Genomic DNA, 23004 nt, shown 5'->3' with positions numbered 1-23004 from the left:
TTTTTAATCGTAAGTTATGGATAATAATAAGGAAAAAAATCAAATTGGCATTGAGATAACAGACGAGGTCGCCGGCGGAGTATATTCTAATTTTGCTGTGATAGGACATTCTAATTCGGAATTTGTTGTTGATTTTGCCCAAATAATGCCGGGAACTCCAAAAGCAAGAGTGAAGTCTCGTGTTATATTGTCTCCTCAACATGCTAAACGTTTATTTAAGGCATTGGCGGATAATATAAATAAATATGAGGCTATGTTCGGTCCTATTAAAGACGTAAATGACAGAATGACATTCAACGTTGGTAATGGTACCGCCGGAGAAGCTTAAATTATTATGAAAAGGTTGTTTTGCCTCCTCTTCCTGACAGTGACTCTGACAGCAAGAACGCAAAGTGTTACTGACGCTGACTTCAAGGTTGTCGGTAATAATATAGAGATATATTATGTTCTTGATGCTGTGTCGGATATTGATATTCAATGCTCTACAGATGGAGGCAAGACTTTTGGACCGCCGTTGAAACAGGTGAGCGGCGATGTGGGTGAGAATGTTATGCCAGGGAAAAAAACTGCAGTGTGGCACGTATATGCGGAACGCGACATGTTGTATTCTGACGCTGTGGTTTTTAAGGTGAAAATAAAAGAGGCTAAACGTACTATAGATGTCAACGGCACTTTGATAGAGATGATGAAAGTGATGGGCGGCTCTTTTATGATGGGAGAAAAGCAGAAAAATAACGCTCCTAAGAGTAATATTATGCCTGCACATGAAGTGGTGGTGAGTGATTTCTGTATTGGTAAGACTGAGGTTACAGTACGCATGTTTAAACAGTTTGTAGATGCTACCGATTATAAGACAGATGCGGATAAATATGGCGGCAGCTATGTCTGGGGCAGAGGCTATTGGGAGTTGAAAAAAGGTGTGAACTGGAGATGTGACCAGGATGGTAATGTCTTGAATGAGGCTGACTACGACAGAGCTGTGATACATGTTAGTTGGAATGATGCAGTGGCATATTGTACATGGCTGAAACATGTTACGGGAGAGGATTTTAGATTGCCGACAGAGGCGGAATGGGAATATGCAGCTAAAGGTGGTGAGGATTCTAACAGATATCTTTTCTCAGGTGGCCATGATATTTATGATGTGGCATGGTATTGGTATAATAGTTGTAATGTGGGTCAAGATGATATTGACTATGGCGTGCATCATGTCGCTCAGAAACTGTCAAATGAACTTGGTTTGTTCGACATGACAGGTAATGTGTCTGAATGGTGCGGAGATATTTTTGGGGATTACGAAGGAGGTTCTCAGATCAATCCTACGGGTAAGGAAGAGGGGGCGTTTTTTGCGGTAAGAGGTGGAAGCTGGTATGATAGGGAAGAAAAATGCCGTATCCATTATAGACAGGGTCTTGTCCCTAATACACGGCGTTTTGACATAGGATTTAGATTGGCTTTGTAAGATGCGAAAACATTTGTTGACTATATTGTTGGTATTGATGAGTTCAATGTTGTTTGGACAGATAGTGTCGTTGACTTCGTCTAAACCCGTCAGAATGGTACGTCCTGAATCTGGATATAGTGTTTTCGTAAAGGCTTATGTGGAAAATGCAATTGATGAATGGCAGAGAAAACAGCCGGGAGAATCTAATGCAAGATATAAAAACAGAGTTAGTGAATCTCATAAGCAGGAGATGATAGTCCTTTTGGAGGCTGAGGCATCTGATAAGTATCTGGAAGAAATATCAAGAACTTATGTCCTCGATTTGAATATTGATGGTTATGACAGGAATAATGAACAGATGATTATGTCTGAAAATTATTTTGGACGATTGTCGGTAAAAGTGCCTGTCGTAAAATCTGATTATTTTATCTCTTCATGGTCTGATATAGTGTTGAAACCGGATTATTTTATTTATAAAGATACTCTTGGGTTGGCAAAGGTGGATTTTATGCTGCCTGACGGCTCGAGATTTCAATATATTAATAAGGTGATAATTGACTCTATGTATATGGGAGTACCTTATATGCTATCTCCTGTATATATTTTTGGAGAAAGAGTGCGTAACGGTGTAGATGAGAAAAACCATAGTATAGACAAGGATATTCCGGTGATGGATTCAGTGAATAAGAATACTTGGGTCGTGATAATAGCAAATGAAAATTATAGAAAGGAGCCTAAGGTTAAGTTCGCTAAAAATGATGCCGAAACATTTAAGAATTATTGTATAAAAACTTTGTGTGTCCCGAAAAGAAACCTTAAATTTGTGCAAAATGCCACATTGAAGGATTTTGAGATAATGATAAAATGGATGTCTGGCGTGGCAAAGCAATATGGAGAGGAGACCAAATTTATAATATATTATGTCGGACATGGCATATCGTCAAACAGAAACAAAAAGTCGTATTTCGTCCCTGTAGAAGGTCGCTTCTCAAAAATAAAAACATGTTTTAGCGTGGATTATTTCTTTGAGAATCTGAGTGCCATGCCGGTAAAATCAGCTGTGGTGTTTGTTGATGCGAGTTTTAATTGTTATAATAGAAAAGGAACAGTTTTAGTCGATGATATAACGTCAGGAATAAAATCCAAGACAAGGGTGCTTGATGGCAATGTGGTGGCTTGTTTCGCTGCACAGGGAAACGAAACGGCTTTTCAGTATGAAGATAAGAAACACGGTGTCTTTACATATTTCCTTTTGAAAGAAATACAAAACAATCCCTCAAATCTAACACTCGGGGGATTGTTTTATGAAGTTCAGAGTAAAGTTAAAACATACTCATTATCAGAGTTTAAAAAAACTCAAACACCTTCTGTTATTTATTCATCGAGATTGACCGATAAATGGAAAGATATAAAACTAAGGTGATTGTTATATAAATGTCATATTGTCTTCAGTGGTGTATTTTTCACAGTAATGACACCTGAGTTTAATAACTCCATTTTCATCTTTAATGACATTGAATTTAGTAGGAATGTCTCTTTCCTTGTTGGTTACACAGTTGGGATTGAAACATTTAACTATATTGTCAACATAATCAGGGACTTCTACTGTATGTTTTTTTATGACTTCAAAATCTTTGATTTCTATTAACGTGGCAGTAGGAGCAACCAGGGCAATTTTATTGATGTCTTCAGGAGCAAAGAATCTGTTGTTGATTTTGATTATGCCTTTGCGACCGTATTTCTTGCTTTCGAGATTTGTACCAAAATATATTGGACCATCGTAATTGTCAAGTCCCAATATCTTTACTACTTCGAAAACTTTGTCAGCCGGTATGTGGTCGATTACAGTCCCGTTTTCTATTGCTGATACTATAAGTTCTTTTCTTTTATCCATGATTACAAAATTTTATTATTTAAGACCTAATATTGCAGCTATCAAAGCCTGTCTGACAAACAAACCGTTCTGGGCTTGCTGAAAATAATATGCCATCGGATTTGCATCTACGTCAACGTTGATCTCATTTACTCTCGGTAGAGGATGCAATATGCGACAATTTGATTTCGCATCGGCAAGCATGTGATTGCGAAGTATATATGAGTTTTTAACTTTTTCATATTCAAGAGGATCAGGAAAACGCTCCCTTTGAACTCTTGTCATATATATTATATCTGAATGAGGAATAACATCTTCTATGTCGGTATATTCATCATATCTTAGATTGGCGTCTTTGATGTATTGAATAACAGTGTTGGGCATTCTTAATTCTTCAGGAGAAACAAAATTGAATTTTGCATTGAAGTGACACATGGCTTGTACAAGACTGTGTACCGTCCTGCCATATTTTAAATCTCCAACCATTGTTATCTCAAGATTTTCAAGAGTACCTTGAGTTTTACGTATTGAATATAAATCAAGAAGACATTGAGTCGGATGTTGGTTTGAACCGTCTCCGGCATTGATAATTGGCACTTTTGATACTTCAGAGGCAAAGCGGGCAGAACCGTCTATCGGATTGCGCATTACTATAAGATCTGCATAGCTCGCAACCATTATTATGGTATCTTTTAAAGATTCACCTTTCTGTACACTGGTACCGGCAGTGCTGCTGAATCCTATGACATTGCCTCCTAATAGTTGTATTGCTGTCTCAAAACTCAGTCTCGTTCTTGTGGAGGGTTCAAAAAATAAAGAGGCAATGACTCTGCCATTTAATAAGTTTTGATGACGATTTCTTTCAAAGTCTTCACCAATGTCAAGAATATGACATATTTCCTCAGGCGTGTAGTCGTTGATGGAAATCAAACTGCGATTTTTTAATGAAATTGACATGATAGACAATATGTTTTATAGTTTAACAATATGATGTTTCTGAATAAAAAAAAAAGACGGCTTCAAAAACCGTCAACGAAAATGAAAATATTTTATTTTCAAAAGAATTTCTTCTTTTTAATACCTTAGATGCTAACTCCGCTAAATTCCTTACTCTTGTCATCAAAGTGCAAAGTTACGTCATTTTTTGTTATTGTCAAGAGGTTTTTACAAAAAAATATGTTCTGAATATCTGACATTATCTCTTTCGTAGGTAAAATCTGCATGAAAGTAATGCATTTTTAATATGTGATTGTGAAGAAAAGAAAATGAAATTTGGACCTGGAATGAAGAATATGAATCTTGATGTGGCGATTTTTAACATTGTTAAGATTTTTTATATCATAGATACAATGATTCACATATTTATAATATATTATTTTTATAAAATGTTAATAACTTTTAAGATATCTTATTGAATATAATATGATTAATAAATAAAAATTAATGAAAAAACTATTGACAAAACTTTGTTTGGTCTTTATCTTTGCGATAAGACAAACGTTAAAAAAATGCAAAGGAGGTATTGATATGATTGAACGAAAATCCTTGGTGTGAATGTCGGCAGTTAAGGATAAAAAATTAGACATAAGATAAAAAGACAATTTTTTAGTCAAAAATCTGTGTATGTATTAGAAAGTGCTTAAATAGAATTTAAAAAACCAAAAAATTATGAAACATAGTTATTATAAAAGTATTTTAAAAGTGTTGTTTTGCATTATTGTTCTGGCAATGGCATTGTATGCCTGTAGGAAGAAATATATTGAACCGATTCAGAGTATACTTTCTGATAATATTGGTAGTACAGAACAAATTGATGCCTCGAGTATTGTTGGAAAAATAAAAAATTTTAAAAACAGAATGTCCATTGCCGATGGTCTTGCTTCAAAAAGTGAGGATTTTATCAGTATCGACAGTGTGGTGTGGAATATTGAGGCTTTGTTTAATGCTTCATATACTTTCCCTGACTTGTTATATGATAAAATTGTTACTCAGGAATTGGTGTTTTCTGTACCTGTCAACAATAATGTCGTGTCGATGAGTGATGTGGCATTATTATATGATCAAATCATAAATGATGTTAGAACAGCCTATTCTAACGATGGAATTGTTCAAAACAAATCGTTGAAAAATGTGTTTTTTGAGAAAGGAGAGGTCGAAAACAACCGTTTGGAGATAATAGCTTTGGTGTCTTCGGGAAGGTCTATACCTGAAGATCCCGGAAATCTTAATGTGTATTATGTCGGACCTTTTGGTGAGGATGATTGCTGGTACTTTGGTGAGTACGGAGGCTCTTGCGACGACCCTTCTGAATGGGGTGATGCAGCGGAATGGATAGAATATTGGATTAATTACTATTATGGATGGTCTCCGGCTGCTGTTGATGGATACCGGAATATTTATTTTTCACAGTCCATGATACATCTGTTGGGTAATGAATATGTAAAATATAATGGTGAATACTATATTTATTATTGGATTAACAATCTTCAATATTTGTATCTAAGCGGTTCTTTATTGAATTATTATTTTCAAAATGAAGTTGATGTTATTATGGAACTTGTACCCAATGACCCTAAATATAGTGGGCAATTGCCACAAAATCCGAAATTTATGGAGGTGGATATTCAAGGAAACAGTTCAATAGTGTCAGGAGGAACTTTGAGAAGACATGAGAATTTTATATTATATGGTGAAAAAATAGCAATTCCGGTACTTGATTTGGGATTACCAGTTGATTTGCTACAGAAATAATTGTTAATTTAAAATAATATTGTCATGAAAAAAATTACTGTCTTAATGATGTTTTTAACGACGATAGTCGTGAATGCTCAACAATGGGAAATAAGTTATCCATCTGAGAAACATGAGTATTTTAGTGGTGGTACAATGGTTGAAAATGGTAATTATCTTGTTGGAATAACTACGTTTTGTGGTTCCGGTTATGATTATAGACCGGTAGCGATATTTATTGATAATGATGATAATTATACACGTAAAGTGTTTACAACAGAAAAGAAAAAAAGTTTTTTCAATTCATCTATGAAGTTGAATGGCGACAGTATTATTGTCATCGGATTGGCGAGTGATGATGATATTACTGAAGCTTTTGAGTATTTATGGTTGTCTATTATGAATTCTGAACTTGAGATAGTGAAGGAAGAGTTTATTCCATTGGATGAGAATTATTATTCGTGGAGAGACTGGTCGGTCATGACAAAATCTTATGATAACAATATTGCCATGATAGTTCAGGAGGAGAGATGGTCAGGAGATGGCGATCTGATATTCATGGAAGTAGATGATGATTTGAATGTTTTGAAGAAAGTTATTCATACCGGTCATCGTCCTTCTGGTGGAGTGCCTCATGACCTTGAGAAGATACCGGGAACAGAGGAATATTTGCTTATCGGAGAGGCTTTTGATGTTGCCGGACATATTACATTAAGCCGTTTTGACAAAGATTTGGAGTATATTGCACATAGCGTGCTGCCGTTCGATTATTCGGTTTGTTGCATAAATACTGATTATTGGTATGATGAGGAGGAATTTTTGATACCTGTAAGAAGGATTAAAGATGCTTCTTCAATTACGGATTACTATACTGAAGTGTTGAAAATGAATATTACAGGAGATGTTTCGGAAAGACTTCCTTTGATGCGAGCTGATACATCGGACTATTTGGCTCAATATTGCAATAATGTCTATATTAATGATTCGACGATATATATACTATCAGCGGTTTTTAGTCTTTATAATTTTTATGATCCGGAATATCTTCCTACTACTGTTACTATGATTGATAAAGATTTGAATTTGTTAGGAAGAAAAGAATTTGGTAATGATTGTGATATTGCATTGTCGGTAAATGCACAGCCTACAAAAGATGGCGGAGTTATTGTACATTCAATCAATGTAACTGGAGAGAAACCAACAATGGTGCAGATTTTCAAAGTGTTAAGAGAAGATATTGAACTTGTTGTTTCTGTTTCTGATAATATTGTTGAAGATATTGATGTGGATATATTTCCTAATCCGGCAAACGATATTGTGAATATAAAAACTTCAGGTTTTGAGATGAGAAATGCACGCATCCAGGTATATGATATTGCAGGAAGGATGTTTTTGGATAAAACAATTGGAACTAATGGAAACATTCTGACAATTGACGTTTCTCCCCTGAACAGTGGCACATATTGTTGCAAATTAATAGATGGTGATGATTGTATTTTAACTGGTACATTCATCAAAAAATAATGATAAATTAGAACCTTTAAAAACAGAATTTATGAAACATATTTTATTGACAGTTATTATACTGCTGCAGATGATGTGTGCTGTGATAAAAGCGCAGGACACTAATGGGTGCGATATTTGTGGTCCAACTTCCGGACAATATCAAAATGAACCTAATGGAACATTTTCGGCAACATTGGGTATTAATAATAGTACGACTGGAGTCTATTCGTTGGCTGTAGGAAATTCGGCAAAGGCAAAAGGTGGTACTTCTATGGCATTGGGGACTTTTGTACGCGCGGAAGCTACCAATGCGGTGGTTATAGGTTCAGGTCTTGGTGACTTGGATAATAAGGCTCTTATTAATAATAAACCAAATTCATTGATAATAAGCTTTAACAGTAAACATCCGACTTTGTTCGTCGGTCCGTCGCTTGGAAATGAATCGACAGGCAAAGTGGGAATAGGGGATGTTATTGAACCGCAAGCTAAATTACATATAAAATCGGATTATAGTGAAGATGCCGGAGTTATTCTTGAAACTAAAAATAAAATGACCAACAAGGTGTTCCTCCAAATGTATGATGATAATCATGTGATATCGGTATCTAAAGACGGAATGGGAATAAAAGCTGTGGATGACAACCTGAGCATAGAGGCAGAAAGAGTTGCACTTTTTGGTAAAATTGGCATTAATACTAATAATGTATTTGAAGATTCATATAACTATTCATTGGCGGTATCAGGAGGTATTCTTACTAATGAGGTATATGTCAAAGAGGTAGAAGAATGGCACGATGATGTTTTTGAAGATGATTACAATCTTATCTCGTTGAAGGAGTTGGAGCGTTATATCAAGAAAAACAGACATCTTCCGGATATTCCATCAGAATTTGAAGTGTTGACTGAAGGTTACGAAATCGTCAAATTTCAGGGATTGTTGCTTAAGAAAATCGAGGAACTTACACTCTATACCATAGAACTACAAAAACAAATTAAGAAGCAACAGGATATTATCAATACTCTAAAATAGTAATTTTAAAAGGATAATATTATGAAACGGAAATATTGTTTTGTGTTTCTTGTGATAGTATTATACTTGATCCAAACAGGTGATTTATTTGCACAGTATTGTTTGTCATTTAGTTATGATAATAATGGTAATAGAATAGAACGGTGGCTCGGTGATGATTGCAATGATGAAAAAAAGTTTGACAAGATGAAAAATACTATTACAAGTGATTATGTATTGGATGAATGTGTTCTGGATGAGGAAATGAGAGTGTTTCCTAATCCAACCAGCGGATGTCTTACCGTGCAGTTGAAATCGATAGACAGTGATAATAAAGCAACTTTAAGCTTTTATAATATGAATGGAGTGAAACTTGTTGATTGTCAGATTGTATGTGAAAGACATACATTGGATATTTCGTGTTTCCCACGAGGGGTATATTTGATGAAAGTGGAGTTTGAAGGTTATGTTCAGACTAAGATAGTGTTGAAACTGTAAAATGTTATTGTTATGAAAAGAGAATTATTGTTGTTTGTTATGCTTATTGGAGGCTATATGAATGCTCAAGATATGTATCATCAAACAGATATTGTCCTGAATGAGGAGATGAATAATATTGTGAGTTATGTTTGTCAGGCAAGTAGGTCCATAACATTGAAAGAGGGGTTTTGTTATAAACCTGTCGATGGTCATGATATGAAACTTAGTATAGACAGATATGGAGTCTTTTTGCCTGAAGAAGGATATTACGGAGGCCCTGGGGTGGGCGACAATGGTGTTGTCGGAAGTTTGTCAGGAGTATATGATGTAGGTGACATGGGAGGTGTTGTTTACAGTATTCCTTTAAAAATGCCTTCTTGTATTGGAGATATCTTGCCTCAATTGTCTGTTTCTTATAATAGTCAGGGAGGTAATGGTTTGCTTGGCTGGGGATGGAATGTTTTAGGATTGTCATCAATAACAAGGGCGAGGAAGACAATTTATCATGATGGAGAAATAGGTGATGTTGATTTTAATGATGATGTTTATTCCCTTGACGGCAACAGAATGTTTCAAGTCTCTGAAGGAGTAGGCTCGGTAAATGAGTTGATATATAAAACTGAAATGGATATGATGAGTAAAATAGTATCATATCCGGATAGTAATGGTCCTGATTATTTTGAGGTATGGAAAGCTGATGGCACAATATGTGAATATGGCAATACTGTTGATTCGAAAATAGAGACTTCACATAACAGTAATTTGACTTTAATGTGGATGCTTAATAAAGTGTCTGATAGAGATGGTAATTATATGACATTTCATTATGATGAGAATCAAAAAACAGGAGAGGTTTACATAAAAAGTATATATTATACTTATAATGATAAAACCAATCAAGATGCTGTTTATAAAGTGGAATTTGTCTATGAGGAAAAGACGGATTGCGATTTCGCATTTTGTGGTGATGCTATTATTCAAAGTAAAAGATTGTTGACAAATATTATTGTATCGAATATGTTGTCAAATAGTGAGTTATACAATTATTCATTTAATTATCTGAAACCACAATATTACGATAATGTGTATTTTATGTATCATAGACTTGTTGAGGTTACATTAACGGTTGATGGCGTCAAACTGAATCCAACGAGAATATCATGGAACGATAAATCGAAACATTATGGCAACGCACATCAGTCGTATGTTTTGGATAAAAATGTTTTCAACAAGGTCCCATTTGTTGGGGATTTTAATGGTGATGGTCTTTCTGATGTCATTTTGGTGCCTTATAAATTGGGTGAAACTTATCCGGGAAATGTTTTGGCTGATGTATATTTGAATACCGGGAAAGGAGGATTTGAAGACTTCCCGCTTACTACGATGATTTTTGACAAATATTTGGAATGGATTTATGTTGTTGACTTCAACGGCGATGGCAAGGATGATATTGTTTCATACAGTGTTGATAATGATAATGGTACTTTGACAACAATGAATATGTATATCAATAACGGGAAAACATTTGATTTTGTATATAATTATTCCGAAAATAATATTTTTAATATTTATCCGGGAGATTTTTTTGGAGAAAGAAAAGCTTCTTTGTTATTGATAAGTGGGAATTATGGGAGTTTGTCTCCAAATACTAACGTTAAATATTTATATTATAAAGATGAGACGTGTTTCAGTAATGTTGTGTTTTTTGATGATATGTTTAATGAGGCACAGCGTTTTCAACCAATGGACTATAATGGAGATGGTGCTTCTGAACTTTTGGCTACAAGAGGAAAAGAATCGGGATTTTATTCATTGATTTTGTATAATGGTTATTATGTTTTGATAAAAGAATGTGGGATAGATATCTCCCTTGATGATTTTGTCTTTCCCGGAGATTTTAATGGAGATGGTAATATAGACCTTCTTGTCTATAGTCCAAAGACTTATTGGACTATAAGATTTTCCAAAGGGAATGGTTATACGGACAAATATCGTTGTGACTATTCGAGTATATTTGCAGGTGTGACACCTCAGCCTATTGACAGATATTTGTGTTCGTTGAAAGATTTGGCAAAACCTACTGTAACGATAAGAACTGCGGATTTTGATGGTGATGGAACAACTGATATTGGCATATTTAAAAATTCCGGAGGTAATTATTATCTTGAAGTGGGATTTAAAATAGGATTGAAAGATGAGATACTGTTTACATTCGCAAATTATAAAAGATATTATATGTCGATAAATTATGCACATCAGTATGTGCATCTTGGTAACTTTTTGGGACAAGAGAATATTTCAGTATTGTCAAGTGTTAGAAGAACCCCTTATTCTGCTGAGACTCCCAAAATTGTTGCATTGAATCCTCATACTTCTATGTATGCTGTCGAAAGAATAACAGACGGCATGGGAAATTGTATGGGATTTGAATATGATTATCTTATGCCGAAAAATGATTCTCAATCATTTTACAGTTTAAATGCTCCTTCTTTGGAGAATGGTGTAATGTGCATTGGAATCCCTATTCGAGCTTTGAAATCGGATACATTATTCTCAATCAATGGTAATCCCGTCATTTCAAAATATTATTATAATAATGCCAAGATACATTTGGATGGTCATGGATTTATGGGTTTTGAATCTGTGATGAAAGAAGAATATGTAAATGGTGTTTTAAATAGAAAACAAATAACATATAATGAATTGTCAACAATGTCTGAAAATTTTATCATGTTGTTGGATAAGTTGCAATTATTCGGGAATGATAATGTCCTGTTGAAAGAAGAGAACTATTTTTATGAAAAATACAGTTTTATCGACAATGATAAAATAATTATGCCAATGATGGTAGGAAAGACTGAAAAGATATTTGATTGTGACAAACGTGGTAAATTGCATAAAGTCGTTAAGACAGTTAATGAATATAACAGTGATTTGAATAGTAATGTTTATTTGAATGCTATTATTTTGAATAGTGTTACAGAGGCGGTAGATTATAAAGATGTAGGAGATAATCCTATGGATTATATGTATTGGACGAAAGTAGAAAACTATTATAACCTTGATTATGCAAATTGGCTTATTAACAGACCTGCCATGATTGTTAGAAAACAGTCTCTTAAGTCGGAAAATGTTTTTGGGAATACTGAAATGTTTCATTATTCTGATGACAATAATCCACATCGAGTTATGATGAGAGATTATATACCTAATGTTTATGGCGATATCACTGATCCTCTTTCCGTTTCGATTTCATTTCAGTATGATGATTTCGGTCATGTCGTGCAAAGAGTGGAAACTTCTTCTTCATTTAAAGATGAGAAAGTGATAAAATTAGATTATGGTCCTGAATATCAATATAGATATCCAACTTTGACAGTCGATGAAATGGGGCGTAATCTGCAATCTTGTTATGATAAGAATTATGGAATGCTTACTGCAGTGACAGATTATAATGATTTTACTACAAATAGACTGGAAGATCCATTTGGAGTTAGACAGGATGTAATTATGGCTGACGGTATTAGAAATGTGAAGGTTAAGTTGTGGTCTGAAGGTAATGAATATGCACCTGAGGGGGCATCTTATTATATTTGGGACAAGACTACAGGCAAGGCTGAGACTATGACTTTTTATCATAAGACAGGTAAAGAGTTGAGAAATGTAAGTTTTAACCTTAATGGTGATGCTGTATTTGTTGACATGAAATATGATGACAATGGGAATCTTGTAAAAAAATCATTGCCATATTATAGAGGTGATAATGTTGATTATGTGTCGTTTACATACGATATTTTTGGAAGATTGACAGAGGAGAGTCGTCCTGATGGCACTCGTGCTGTATATCAATATGATGGCTATAATGTTGTGTTGACAACTTATTTGAATGATGGTACTGTCAGAAAAAAGATTAAAAAGACAAATCCTATGGGATGGTTAATTGAGACTGAAGATAATGGTGGAGCGTCTGTGGTGTATGACTATTATAGTAGTGGAAATATTAAATCTGCTAAAATTCTTGGTAATGAAAATACAGTCATCAATGTGGAATATGATAATCGTGGCAATAAAAAGAGGTTGTCTGACCCTAATGGTGGTGTTTTGTGCTATGAATATGATGCTGCTGACAATCTTGTTAAAATGATTTATCCGGAAAATAATGTTACAACATATAGTTATAATGCTGTAGGACAAACTGTCAGACGTGTTGATAAGGACGTACATACCGGTAAGGAAATTGTTACTGAATGGATTTATGAAGATAATGATGGTGAAATTGGTTTGTTAAAAAAGATAATATGTGGTGATAATCAGGTGATTACATATAATTATGATGAATTGTTGCGTGTTACATCGGTTGATGAGATGATTGATGGTGAAATGTATTCTACATCATTTACTTATGATGAAGTTGGACGGAAATTGGAAGAGACATTTCCAAGTGGATTGACAATAAAAAATGTATATTCAAATTCAGGGTATTGTAGGTCGATAATTGATGTCGATAGAGAGAAAGTGCTTTGGACAGCCAACAAAGTCGATTCATTTGGTAATATTGTGGAATTTGAGACTGCCAATGGTTGTGTATCAGAGTTCTCTTATGATGATTTGAATAACAGATTGTTGTCTATATTAACAAAAAAAGGTGATTTTGAATTACAGAATCTTGTATATTCATACGATGGCAACGGCAATCTTACCGGGCGTAGTAAATATACCGGAACAAAGGTTTCTGAGGAATTTGAATATGATAAATATGACAGACTTACGAAAATACGGCGCAATGGAATGACTACAGGAATAATGCAATATGATGTTTTGGGAAATATCAATAGCAAATCTGTGGATGGCAAAGATATATATTTTGAAGCAGAGTATGATACAGAAAAGCCAAATGCAATTGTAAAGGCTAAACTTGGAGAAGTTGATATTGAAGGGATAAATCATACAATTACTTATACTATGTTTGATAAAGTGGATAAAATAATTAGTGGAGACAATACGATTGCTTTTCAATACGGTTTTGATTATGAGCGCTGTAAAGTGACATCAGTGGTAGATGGCAAGTCCCTTGAGAAGGTCTATGTCGGAGGTTGTGAATATGTTACTGAGAATAATAAGACAACTGTATATACATATATTCAAAGTCCTGCTGGGGTGTTTGCTGTAGAAGTGTTGACACCGGAAGGAGATAGAGGTTTTTATTTTATTTATAAAGACCATTTGGGTTCATGGAATATTATTACTGATGAAAATGGTAATAAAATACAGGAATTGAGTTTTGATGCGTGGGGGAATTTAAGGAATGCAGATACGTGGTCTGGCACATATAATGGTGATATGTTGTGTGACAGAGGATTTACAGGGCATGAGCATTTGAAGGATTTCGGACTTATAAATATGAATGGAAGGATGTATGATCCGTTAATGTCGATGATGTTAAGTCCTGACAATAATGTCCAATTGCCAGACATGTCGCAGAATTATAACAGGTACAGTTATTGTTTGAATAATCCGTTGTCATATAATGACCCGACAGGAGAGTGGATAGAGTGGCTCGTACAAGGTTTGTGTGGTGGTGTTTTTAATATTATTAAAAATATACCTAATATTGATACTTTTGGGGAAGGATTGTTGGCGTTTGGAGCCGGCTTTATTCAAGGCTGTGTTTCACAGGGTGTTATCTCTGCATCGTGGATTGTACAAGTCATGAGTAATGCTGCAATAGGAGGTCTTGTGGCAGGAACCAATTCATTCATAGCAAATTATGATGGGAGTGGAGATTATAATTCTGTAAATTGGTCTGAAGTTACAAAGTCATTTTGGGGTGGTGTCGGAAAAGGTTTGTCTAAATCAACATTATGTGCATATATTCATGCTCCTAAAGATAATGAAGAGGGTTTGAGAGTGTGCGATTTTCTTGCTAATTCACATGTTGCAAAACATGTTATAGTACAAACAGCATCAAGTTTCTTTGATAATCTTTTTGCCGGGAAATATGTTTTTCAAAATTTTAGACCGGGTTATGTCGGTTTTGATTTCAGCATATTGATACCGATATTTTATGATGTTCTAACTCAGCATGCCTATGCATCCGATTGGGCAGACCAACAAGTGGCACATTTTGAAGATGAACTGAGAAACACACTTTCGCCGGAAGATAGAAATTGTGAAATAATTAGATGTATTGATGAAGTGGTAATTGATAATGGAAAGATATATGTTAAAAGTGTCATGTTCGCTATGCTTCCGGCACAAATTATTGAGGTGGTGCCTATCAGCTTCAGTAGAACTTGGACAGGAGATATGAATTTCTCGTTATTTATGTCTATGTTTTCAAATAAACAGACAAAACCGTTTAAACTTTGATAAAATTAAAGATTATACGTTCGTTTTTTGTTAACTTTGCAGCGAATAAACAGAAATAATTATGTTGGAAGAAGTTTTAAAACAGATTTTTATCGATTCTTTTAAGAAACTTTATGGTCAGGAACCTCCGGTTCAGCAGGTGGTTTTTCAAAAGACACGTCCTGAATTTGAAGGAGACCTCACAATAGTGGTATTCCCGTTTGTGAAGATTGCAGGTAAATCTCCGGAAATTCTTGCAAATGAAATAGGGAAAGAGATGATTAGAGAAAGTGCATTTATTGCAAAATACAATGTCATAAAAGGTTTTCTTAATTTGGTTATTTCTGATAATTATTGGTTGTCATTCTTCCGAGATAATTATAGGGTTGAGAAGTTCGGATTTAAAAAGATTGAAGGTGCTCCTGTAGTTGTTGAGTATTCTTCTCCCAATACCAATAAGCCTTTGCATTTAGGACATATTCGTAACAATCTTCTTGGTTGGAGTGTTTCTGAGATTTTGAAAGCTTCCGGAAAGAATGTTGTACGTGTGAATCTTGTAAATGATAGAGGTATTCATATTTGTAAAAGTATGATTGCTTGGAAAAAATGGGGTAATGGTTGCACACCGACTTCAACAGGAAAAAAAGGCGACCATTTGATAGGTGATTTCTATGTGTTGTTTGATAAGAATTTCAAAGCTGAAGTCAAGAGTTTACTTCCTGAAAACTTTGATCAACTTGATGATGATGCAAAAGAAAAAGCTAAGATTGCTGCAGAGGAAGCATCTCCATTGATGAGAGAGACACGCGAGATGTTACGTCAATGGGAGGCTGGTGATCCTGAGGTGCGTCATCTCTGGGAGATGATGAATCAATGGGTTTATGATGGTTTCGATGTCACATATAAACGTCTCGGCGTTTCATTTGACAAAGTGTATTATGAATCGCAGACATATTTGTTGGGAAAAAGTACTGTGATGGAAGGTTTGGAGAGAGGAGTTCTTTATCAACGTCCTGATAAATCAGTATGGTGCGACCTTACGGACGAAGGTCTTGATGAAAAACTGTTGTTGCGTAGAGATGGCACTTCGGTATATATGACACAGGATATTGGAACGGCTCAGTTGAGGTATAACGAATATAAACCTGAGAAAATGATATATGTCGTTGGTAATGAACAGAATTATCATTTCGATGTACTGAAAAAAGTACTTGTTCGTTTAGGCTATGAATGGGGTAATAACATAGAACATTTATCTTATGGTATGGTGGAGTTGCCAAGTGGCAAGATGAAATCACGTGAAGGGACAGTCGTCGATGCTGATGATCTTATGGATGAAATGGTGGCAACAGCAAGGTCTGTTTCTGAGGAACTCGGCAAGGCTCGTGACTTGTCTGCACAGGAGGCTGATGCTTTGTATAATACTATAGGTCTGGGAGCATTGAAATATTTTATTCTTAAGGTTGATCCTAAAAAGACCATGTTGTTCGACCCTAAAGAGTCAATAGATTTTAATGGTAATACAGGTTCATTTATTCAATATACTCATGCACGTATATGTTCGGTGTTAAGAAAGGCTTCTGAATTGGGTATCACGCCAAGTGATGATGTGACAGTGTCGGATATAATGCCAAAAGAAAAACCTTTATTGGTGAGTATTTATAATTGGCCGATGTTACTTGACCAGGCTGCAATAAATAGAAGTCCTGCCATGATAGCAAATTATATTTATGATTTGTGTAAGGAGTTCAATCAGTTTTATCAGGAGTGCAGTATTTTGAAGGAAGAAAATGAAGACCGCAGGCTTTTCCGTTTGCAGTTGGCGGATATGACGGCAAAATTGTTGCGTAATGTAGGAGAATTGTTGGGCATATCGATGCCGGAAAGAATGTAAGTTGACATATTATGAATGTATTTTTCTTGTCGGACGCAAAATTGGGAATGATCTCTTTGCCTGAAGAAGAGTCAAAACATTGTGTAAAAGTACTCAGAATGAAGGAAGGAGATCGTTTCTGCGTCTCGAATGGGAAAGGTTCTTTGTTTGATGCGGAATTATTAGATGCAAATCCAAAGAAAGCAGTGGCGTCTTTGTATAATGAATATGCTGGATATGACAATAAAGATTTTGTTTTGGAAATAGCAATAGCACCGACAAAGTCAAACGACAGAACAGAATGGTTTCTTGAAAAAGCGACAGAGATAGGTATAGATAAGGTCAAACTTTTTGCTTCATGTCATTCAGAACGTAAAGTTGCTAATGTTGACAGATTTAGAAAAGTTATGATAGCTGCCTTGAAACAGTCGATAAAGTCGAAATTGCCATTGATAGAAGATGTGGTGTCGTTAGAAACACTTGTGAAACAACCTTTTGATGGGAAGAAGTATATTGCTTATATCAGTGAAAATGTTACTGAACAATTGTGTGATATATATAAAAAAGGAGATAATGTGTTGATTTTGATAGGTCCGGAAGGTGATTTTAGTCCAAAAGAAGTGAGGGTCGCAATGGATTATGGCTTTATCCCAGTTAGTCTTGGTCATGCCCGTCTTAGAACTGAAACAGCGGCATTGGTGGCTTGTCATACTGTCCAGTTAATAAATCAAATGAAAGGGTAATGTTATGTCTTTTAATGTTTTATCTCGATTGAATGTAGTTGTCTTGTTTTTTGTGATGTTTGTTCCGGGACTTTTGTGCTCTCAACCAATATCTATAGCCTTGTTGAAGTACAGAGGTGGCGGAGACTGGTATGCTAATCCTACATCACTTCCTAATCTTGTCAAGTTTTGCAATCAGGAACTTCATACAGAACTTAATACAAATATCGCTACAGTGGATGTGGGAAGTCCTGATATTTTCAATTATCCTTTTGTTCATGCTACCGGTCATGGCAATATAACTTTTAGTGATGCTGAGGCAGCCAATTTGCGCAAGTATCTTCTCGCCGGTGGATTCCTTCATATAGATGATAATTATGGTATAAAGGATTTTGTTATGAGAGAAATGAAAAAGGTGTTTCCTGACCTCGATTGGACGGAATTGCCTTATTCACATCCTATCTTCGAAAAACCTTATTCTTTCCCGGATGGGTTGCCCAAGATTCATGAACATGATATGAAAGCACCTCAAGCCTTTGCTTTGTTTTATGAAGGAAGAATGGTTTGTCTCTTTACTTATGAATGTGACCTCGGTGATGGTTGGGAGGACCAACGTGTTCATAAAGATTCTGACGAAGTGCGTCTAAAAGCGTTGAAAATGGGAGCTAATATTATTGAATATGTATTCTCATATTGATGCTTATGAATAATGTTATTGCCAAATTTAATAAAATATGTCATTATTGCGGAGCAGAATTGAAAGGTCGTTCCGATAAAAAATTTTGTGATGACTATTGTCGAAATAATTACTATTATAAAATAAATACACAAAGAACTTCGTATATAAAAAGGATTAATTCTGTATTGCAACACAATCGAAAGATATTGCATTCTCTTTGCGGTTGTGGAAGAGTGCTTGTGCCTAAACAGGAAATGGATTCACTTGGTTTTGATTATGAATATTTTACCGGGTTGTATAAAACAAAGAAGGGGGTTGATTATTTCGTAGTTTATGATTATGCTTTTTCTGTTGTCAATGAAAATATTGTCTCAATAGTGAAATATTTGAATAAAGTTTAATGTTTAATATATTTTTGCCGTATTTGTGGTATGTTTTTTTAATATGTGTTTATGAAATATGTTAATGACAAAGTAAGAAGGCAGGACCGTCTTTTGGAAGAGGAGAAAGCCTTGATTTTATTGCGTTGTGGAGAATATGGCGTTTTGTCAATGATTGATGATACGGAGAATAGTGCTTATGGTGTTCCTGTTAATTTCGTATGGGACGGTGCGACCTCAATTTATATACATTGTGCTCCGGAAGGTCGTAAGTTGCGTTGTATTGCATTAAATTCAAATGTTTCATTTTGTATTGTGGGAAATACTAATGTTATTTCAAAAAAATTTACTACAGAATATGAAAGTGTAGTGTTAAGATGTACTGCAAATGTCGGACTCCCTGTTGATGAAAGGAAACATGCATTGGAACTTATATTAAAGAAATATTCTTTACAAGATATGTCTGTTGGACTGAAATATGCAGAGAAATCGTTTTTCAGAACCGAGATTATAAGATTGGATATTATAGAATATAGTGGGAAATGTAAAAAAGTTGTCTAAATATCTTCATCGCATTTGACAAAATATTTTTACTTAAAAATCAAGTTTTTATCATCTGTTCTTTCTGAATATTTCAGACATAATTATTCCTGCAGCTATGGATGCATTCAGCGATTCTGTCATCCTGCCATTACCTCTAGGTATGTTGACAGGACAACTGATATTTTGCATGATATTCTTTCTTATTCCATGTGACTCGCTGCCAATTATTATGACTCCTTTGTTCCCAATTATATGGGTATTGTAAATGTCTTTACCTTCCATCAAAGCTCCATAAACGGGCGTTTTAACTTCATTAAGAAATTTCACAATGTCACATTCCATAATTTTTATTCTAAATATTGATCCCATGGATGATTGAATGACTTTGGGCTGCCATGGTTCACTCGTATCTTCGCTGGTTACAATCTTATTAATCCCAAACCAGTCTGCCGTTCTGATGATGGTGCCCAAGTTGCCAGGGTCATTGATGCCGTCTAACATTAGCAGCATCTCATGTTCACTGTCTTTGGAGTCAATATGATATTCAGGTGTTGCAGCAGTTGCCAAGATACCGGGAGGTGTAACCATATTGCTTATCTGAGTCATTTGTTTTGACGTGATAATGTCATATTTGGGCAGTTTTTCTGCAAGATTTTTATTTTTTTCTATCCATGAAGCTGTTACTGTGATGCTGTCAATGTTGAATCTGCTGTTTATCAGTTCCTGTACCAACTTATTACCTTCAACAGTAAACAATCCTGATTCCTTTCTATATTTTGTCTGTTTTAATGATGCTATTTTTTTAATCTCACTATTATTCATCACTTCTTGATTTTAGTTATGCAAAAGTAAATAACTTTACATATTGTCGTGTCATATCGCTTTAAAACTTACTGTTTTTGCAGGTATGAAAAAAAGCCGAAGTCATGACTCCGGCTTCAAAAGCTTAATATGAAAAATATTTTATATTTATTATTCAGCAAAAACTTCAAAACTGATTTCTACAACTACATCTTTGTGTAATTTAACTTTAGCGGTATAATTACCTATTTCTTTGATGCTTTCGTTGTCAATCATGATTTGTTTACGGTCGATGTCAATATTTTTTGCTTCTTTAATAGCGTCAGCTATTTGAACGTTGTTTACAGAACCGAAAATCTTGCCTGTTGCAGCGGCTTTGGCAGGAATACGCAAATTGAGACCTTCCAATAATGCTGCTATGTCTTCTGCCTGTTTCTTTATTTTTTCCTGTTTGAACATTTGTTGACGAATATTCTCGGCAAGGATTTTACGTGCTGAAGATGATGCAACTATTGCATAGCCTTGAGGGATGAGATAATTACGGGCATATCCCGGTTTTACATTGACGATGTCATTTTTATATCCCAAATTTTTAACGTCTTGTATAAGAATAATTTCCATGTCTTGTCCTCCTAATTATTTCAACATATCGGCTACGTAAGGCATTAATGCAAGATGACGTGCTCTCTTGACAGCCTGAGCAACTTTTCTCTGATATTTTGTAGATGTACCGGTGATACGGCGAGGTAATATCTTACCTTGTTCGTTAACGAATCTCAAAAGGAAATCAGCATCTTTATAATCAATATATTTGATGCGATTCTTTTTGAAACGGCAATATTTTTTCTTTTTGGTATCGACTGCTATGGGAGTCAAATATTTGATTTCTGAATTTGCTTGTGCCATTTTTTTAAAGATTTAATGTTAGACAATTAATTGGCCTGAGCTTCGGCTTGTTCCTGTGCTTTTCTGCGTTTCTTCTCGTTATAAGCAATAGCATGCTTGTCGAGTTTTACTGTCAAGAAACGGATTACGCGCTCGTCACGTTTTAATTCAGTTTCTATTGTTGCGATAACATCACCTTCGGCTTTATATTCTATCAGTTGATAGAATCCGGATGACTTCTTTTGAATTGGATAAGCCAATTTGCGCATTCCCCAGAAATCCTTGAATACGATTTCTGCACCATTGTTGGTCAGCAAATCTTCGAATTTCTTTACCGCTTCCTTCATCTGTTCTTCAGACAAAACGGGAGTTAAAATGAAAACGGTTTCGTACTGATTCATAACTTAATTTATTGATTGTTAAACAATTAAATATAATTAAACATTTATTTATATCGTGTGCAAATTTAATAATTTTTTCTTTTCTCCAAAAGAAAAAGAATGAAAAAAATCATCATTATGATAATGAATTGATAATCATTTCATTACATATAAATTCCGCTGCATAGCCGTCACCGAAAATACTTGGAAAATGTTTGGGAGGATTCTCATTATATTCTTGATATGCTCTTGTTATTTTGTCTTTATCTGCATCGACAATTACAGCAGATCCTGTTTCTACAATCTCTTTCCATTCTGTCTCACTTCGCATGATGATACAAGGTTTGTTGAAAAAATATGCTTCTTTCTGTACTCCTCCGGAGTCCGTCATTATCATTGTTGCACTTTTCTCAAGGTTGATCATGTCTAAAAATGATGCCGGCGGTATGATTCTTATGTTGTCACAACTGTAAAATTTATCATATAATTCATTGTTCAAATTTATCTTTAGTGACTTTTCAGTCCTTGGATGCAATGGTATAACTATGGTTTCATGTTCCGATAATTCTAAAAGTGCCGTTATGATGGACTCTAACCTCATTTTGTTATCAGTATTGCTGTCTCTGTGTATGGTACAAAGTATAAAACTGTTGCCAATGAGATTTTCTCTTTTTATGATTTCACTTTTATTTTCGGCTATTATAGAGAAATATTTGCTGTTGTCATACATCACGTCGCCGCAATGATAAATGCCGGGATTGTCAATGGTAAATCTTTTCTTGTTGTTGGGATTGAATCCTTCACGTACGAGGTTGTTGTATCCGGTGGCAGTGGGAGAGAACAGCATGGTAGAACAATGGTCGCAGCAGATTCTGTTTATCTCTTCCGGCATGTTTTTATTGAACGAACGCAGTCCGGCTTCAATATGTACGATAGGGACGTGTATCTTGGAAGCTGCTATGGCGCCGGCCAAAGTGGAGTTTGTGTCGCCGTATAATACTATATAGTCCGGTCTTTCCGATACTAAGATATCTTCAATACCTTCAATCATCTTTGCTGTCTGCTTTCCGTGACTTAGAGAGCCGACTTTGAGATTGTAATCCGGTTGAGGAATATTCAGTTCGTCAAAAAAGACCTGTGACATGTTGTCATCATAATGTTGTCCCGTATGTACCACTATTTCCGTGATACTATCACTGAAGTGTTTCCTGATGGCTCTGCTTAATGCTGCAGCCTTGATAATCTGCGGTCTCGCTCCTATAATAGTTACTATCTTTATCATGTCGGATGACAATTATTTGAAGTTTACAGGTGATGTAGTGGAATTTTTTTAATTTAAAACAATATTTTA

At 35.1% G+C, this 23004-nt stretch carries 20 protein-coding genes; 13 read left to right on the top strand and 7 right to left on the bottom strand.

What is annotated here, in order from left to right:
- Positions 1–16 precede the first annotated feature (16 nt).
- Genes ACZOVS_RS03770 through ACZOVS_RS03760 form a run of 3 tightly spaced genes read left to right on the top strand, consistent with a single transcriptional unit; the run spans position 17 to position 2867 of the window.
- Positions 17–328, top strand: coding sequence for a DUF3467 domain-containing protein (locus ACZOVS_RS03770; RefSeq protein WP_483995896.1), 312 nt, complete (start codon positions 17–19; stop codon positions 326–328).
- Positions 329–334: 6 nt separating this feature from the next.
- On the top strand, positions 335–1462 hold the full coding sequence (locus ACZOVS_RS03765) for a formylglycine-generating enzyme family protein (RefSeq protein WP_483995895.1): 1128 nt from the start codon (positions 335–337) through the stop codon (positions 1460–1462).
- 1 nt (position 1463) lies between these two features.
- Complete coding sequence (locus tag ACZOVS_RS03760; protein ID WP_483995894.1) at positions 1464–2867, top strand: caspase family protein; 1404 nt, start codon at positions 1464–1466, stop codon at positions 2865–2867.
- Between the two features lie 3 nt (positions 2868–2870).
- Here the strand turns inward: ACZOVS_RS03760 and pyrI are convergent, their stop codons facing one another.
- Together pyrI and pyrB are read right to left on the bottom strand one after the other, a co-directional pair.
- Positions 2871–3338 (bottom strand): aspartate carbamoyltransferase regulatory subunit, encoded by a 468-nt coding sequence (gene pyrI / locus ACZOVS_RS03755; protein WP_483995893.1) that lies wholly within the window; start codon positions 3336–3338, stop codon positions 2871–2873.
- A gap of 15 nt (positions 3339–3353) precedes the next feature.
- On the bottom strand, positions 3354–4274 hold the full coding sequence (pyrB, locus tag ACZOVS_RS03750; protein ID WP_483995892.1) for an aspartate carbamoyltransferase: 921 nt from the start codon (positions 4272–4274) through the stop codon (positions 3354–3356).
- Between the two features lie 711 nt (positions 4275–4985).
- Here pyrB and ACZOVS_RS03745 point away from each other — a divergent pair.
- The 10 genes from ACZOVS_RS03745 to ACZOVS_RS03700 are packed head-to-tail and all read left to right on the top strand — an operon-like array spanning position 4986 to position 19605.
- Complete coding sequence (locus ACZOVS_RS03745) at positions 4986–6068, top strand: hypothetical protein (RefSeq protein WP_483995891.1); 1083 nt, start codon at positions 4986–4988, stop codon at positions 6066–6068.
- Positions 6069–6092: 24 nt separating this feature from the next.
- Entirely contained in the window at positions 6093–7571 is a 1479-nt protein-coding gene (locus ACZOVS_RS03740; RefSeq protein WP_483995890.1) for a T9SS type A sorting domain-containing protein, read from the top strand.
- A gap of 31 nt (positions 7572–7602) precedes the next feature.
- Positions 7603–8583 (top strand): hypothetical protein, encoded by a 981-nt coding sequence (locus ACZOVS_RS03735; RefSeq protein ID WP_483995889.1) that lies wholly within the window; start codon positions 7603–7605, stop codon positions 8581–8583.
- Between the two features lie 21 nt (positions 8584–8604).
- On the top strand, positions 8605–9060 hold the full coding sequence (locus tag ACZOVS_RS03730) for a T9SS type A sorting domain-containing protein (protein WP_483995888.1): 456 nt from the start codon (positions 8605–8607) through the stop codon (positions 9058–9060).
- A gap of 12 nt (positions 9061–9072) precedes the next feature.
- Entirely contained in the window at positions 9073–15411 is a 6339-nt protein-coding gene (locus ACZOVS_RS03725) for a SpvB/TcaC N-terminal domain-containing protein (RefSeq protein ID WP_483995887.1), read from the top strand.
- Between the two features lie 58 nt (positions 15412–15469).
- Positions 15470–17284: an arginine--tRNA ligase gene (gene argS, locus ACZOVS_RS03720; RefSeq protein ID WP_483995964.1), complete on the top strand. Its 1815-nt coding sequence runs from the start codon at positions 15470–15472 to the stop codon at positions 17282–17284.
- 11 nt (positions 17285–17295) lie between these two features.
- Entirely contained in the window at positions 17296–18006 is a 711-nt protein-coding gene (locus ACZOVS_RS03715; RefSeq protein ID WP_483995886.1) for a 16S rRNA (uracil(1498)-N(3))-methyltransferase, read from the top strand.
- A 4-nt stretch (positions 18007–18010) separates the two neighbouring features.
- The gene (locus tag ACZOVS_RS03710) at positions 18011–18682 is read left to right on the top strand and encodes a DUF4159 domain-containing protein (RefSeq protein WP_483995885.1); all 672 of its coding nucleotides are present in this window, start codon (positions 18011–18013) and stop codon (positions 18680–18682) included.
- A gap of 5 nt (positions 18683–18687) precedes the next feature.
- The gene (locus tag ACZOVS_RS03705) at positions 18688–19065 is read left to right on the top strand and encodes a hypothetical protein (RefSeq protein ID WP_483995884.1); all 378 of its coding nucleotides are present in this window, start codon (positions 18688–18690) and stop codon (positions 19063–19065) included.
- 51 nt (positions 19066–19116) lie between these two features.
- Positions 19117–19605, top strand: coding sequence for a pyridoxamine 5'-phosphate oxidase family protein (locus tag ACZOVS_RS03700; RefSeq protein ID WP_483995883.1), 489 nt, complete (start codon positions 19117–19119; stop codon positions 19603–19605).
- A gap of 51 nt (positions 19606–19656) precedes the next feature.
- On the opposite strand, the gene ACZOVS_RS03695 is transcribed toward ACZOVS_RS03700, so the two are convergent.
- The 5 genes from ACZOVS_RS03695 to wecB all read right to left on the bottom strand — a co-directional run bounded on the left by ACZOVS_RS03695 (position 19657) and on the right by wecB (position 22935).
- A complete protein-coding gene (locus ACZOVS_RS03695) occupies positions 19657–20409 on the bottom strand; it encodes a TrmH family RNA methyltransferase (RefSeq protein ID WP_483995882.1) in 753 nt (250 codons plus the stop codon).
- Positions 20410–20559: 150 nt separating this feature from the next.
- Positions 20560–21009 carry a 50S ribosomal protein L9 gene (rplI, locus tag ACZOVS_RS03690; RefSeq protein ID WP_483995881.1) on the bottom strand — a complete coding sequence of 150 codons (450 nt, stop codon included), beginning with the start codon at positions 21007–21009 and terminating at the stop codon, positions 20560–20562.
- Positions 21010–21024: 15 nt separating this feature from the next.
- Positions 21025–21294 carry a 30S ribosomal protein S18 gene (gene rpsR, locus ACZOVS_RS03685; protein ID WP_483995880.1) on the bottom strand — a complete coding sequence of 90 codons (270 nt, stop codon included), beginning with the start codon at positions 21292–21294 and terminating at the stop codon, positions 21025–21027.
- A gap of 26 nt (positions 21295–21320) precedes the next feature.
- A complete protein-coding gene (rpsF, locus tag ACZOVS_RS03680) occupies positions 21321–21674 on the bottom strand; it encodes a 30S ribosomal protein S6 (RefSeq protein WP_483995879.1) in 354 nt (117 codons plus the stop codon).
- Between the two features lie 115 nt (positions 21675–21789).
- The gene (gene wecB, locus ACZOVS_RS03675; RefSeq protein WP_483995878.1) at positions 21790–22935 is read right to left on the bottom strand and encodes a non-hydrolyzing UDP-N-acetylglucosamine 2-epimerase; all 1146 of its coding nucleotides are present in this window, start codon (positions 22933–22935) and stop codon (positions 21790–21792) included.
- Positions 22936–23004 lie beyond the last annotated feature (69 nt).

It is taken from the genome of Candidatus Limimorpha avicola (assembly GCF_056978975.1).
This window is presented reverse-complemented; position numbering and strand designations above follow the sequence as displayed.

Bases quoted from the DNA above. Each gene is read 5' to 3' on its own strand.
- pyrB (WP_483995892.1), bottom strand. From the start codon at position 4,274: ATGTCAATTTCATTAAAAAATCGCAGTTTGATTTCCATCAACGACTAC.
- ACZOVS_RS03705 (WP_483995884.1), top strand. From the start codon at position 18,688: ATGAATAATGTTATTGCCAAATTTAATAAAATATGTCATTATTGCGGA.
- ACZOVS_RS03765 (WP_483995895.1), top strand. From the start codon at position 335: ATGAAAAGGTTGTTTTGCCTCCTCTTCCTGACAGTGACTCTGACAGCA.
- ACZOVS_RS03695 (WP_483995882.1), bottom strand. From the start codon at position 20,409: ATGAATAATAGTGAGATTAAAAAAATAGCATCATTAAAACAGACAAAA.
- ACZOVS_RS03770 (WP_483995896.1), top strand. From the start codon at position 17: ATGGATAATAATAAGGAAAAAAATCAAATTGGCATTGAGATAACAGAC.
- rpsR (WP_483995880.1), bottom strand. From the start codon at position 21,294: ATGGCACAAGCAAATTCAGAAATCAAATATTTGACTCCCATAGCAGTC.
- ACZOVS_RS03745 (WP_483995891.1), top strand. From the start codon at position 4,986: ATGAAACATAGTTATTATAAAAGTATTTTAAAAGTGTTGTTTTGCATT.
- ACZOVS_RS03710 (WP_483995885.1), top strand. From the start codon at position 18,011: ATGTCTTTTAATGTTTTATCTCGATTGAATGTAGTTGTCTTGTTTTTT.
- ACZOVS_RS03760 (WP_483995894.1), top strand. From the start codon at position 1,464: ATGCGAAAACATTTGTTGACTATATTGTTGGTATTGATGAGTTCAATG.
- ACZOVS_RS03740 (WP_483995890.1), top strand. From the start codon at position 6,093: ATGAAAAAAATTACTGTCTTAATGATGTTTTTAACGACGATAGTCGTG.
- ACZOVS_RS03725 (WP_483995887.1), top strand. From the start codon at position 9,073: ATGAAAAGAGAATTATTGTTGTTTGTTATGCTTATTGGAGGCTATATG.
- rplI (WP_483995881.1), bottom strand. From the start codon at position 21,009: ATGGAAATTATTCTTATACAAGACGTTAAAAATTTGGGATATAAAAAT.
- ACZOVS_RS03730 (WP_483995888.1), top strand. From the start codon at position 8,605: ATGAAACGGAAATATTGTTTTGTGTTTCTTGTGATAGTATTATACTTG.
- wecB (WP_483995878.1), bottom strand. From the start codon at position 22,935: ATGATAAAGATAGTAACTATTATAGGAGCGAGACCGCAGATTATCAAG.
- ACZOVS_RS03715 (WP_483995886.1), top strand. From the start codon at position 17,296: ATGAATGTATTTTTCTTGTCGGACGCAAAATTGGGAATGATCTCTTTG.
- rpsF (WP_483995879.1), bottom strand. From the start codon at position 21,674: ATGAATCAGTACGAAACCGTTTTCATTTTAACTCCCGTTTTGTCTGAA.
- ACZOVS_RS03700 (WP_483995883.1), top strand. From the start codon at position 19,117: ATGAAATATGTTAATGACAAAGTAAGAAGGCAGGACCGTCTTTTGGAA.
- pyrI (WP_483995893.1), bottom strand. From the start codon at position 3,338: ATGGATAAAAGAAAAGAACTTATAGTATCAGCAATAGAAAACGGGACT.
- ACZOVS_RS03735 (WP_483995889.1), top strand. From the start codon at position 7,603: ATGAAACATATTTTATTGACAGTTATTATACTGCTGCAGATGATGTGT.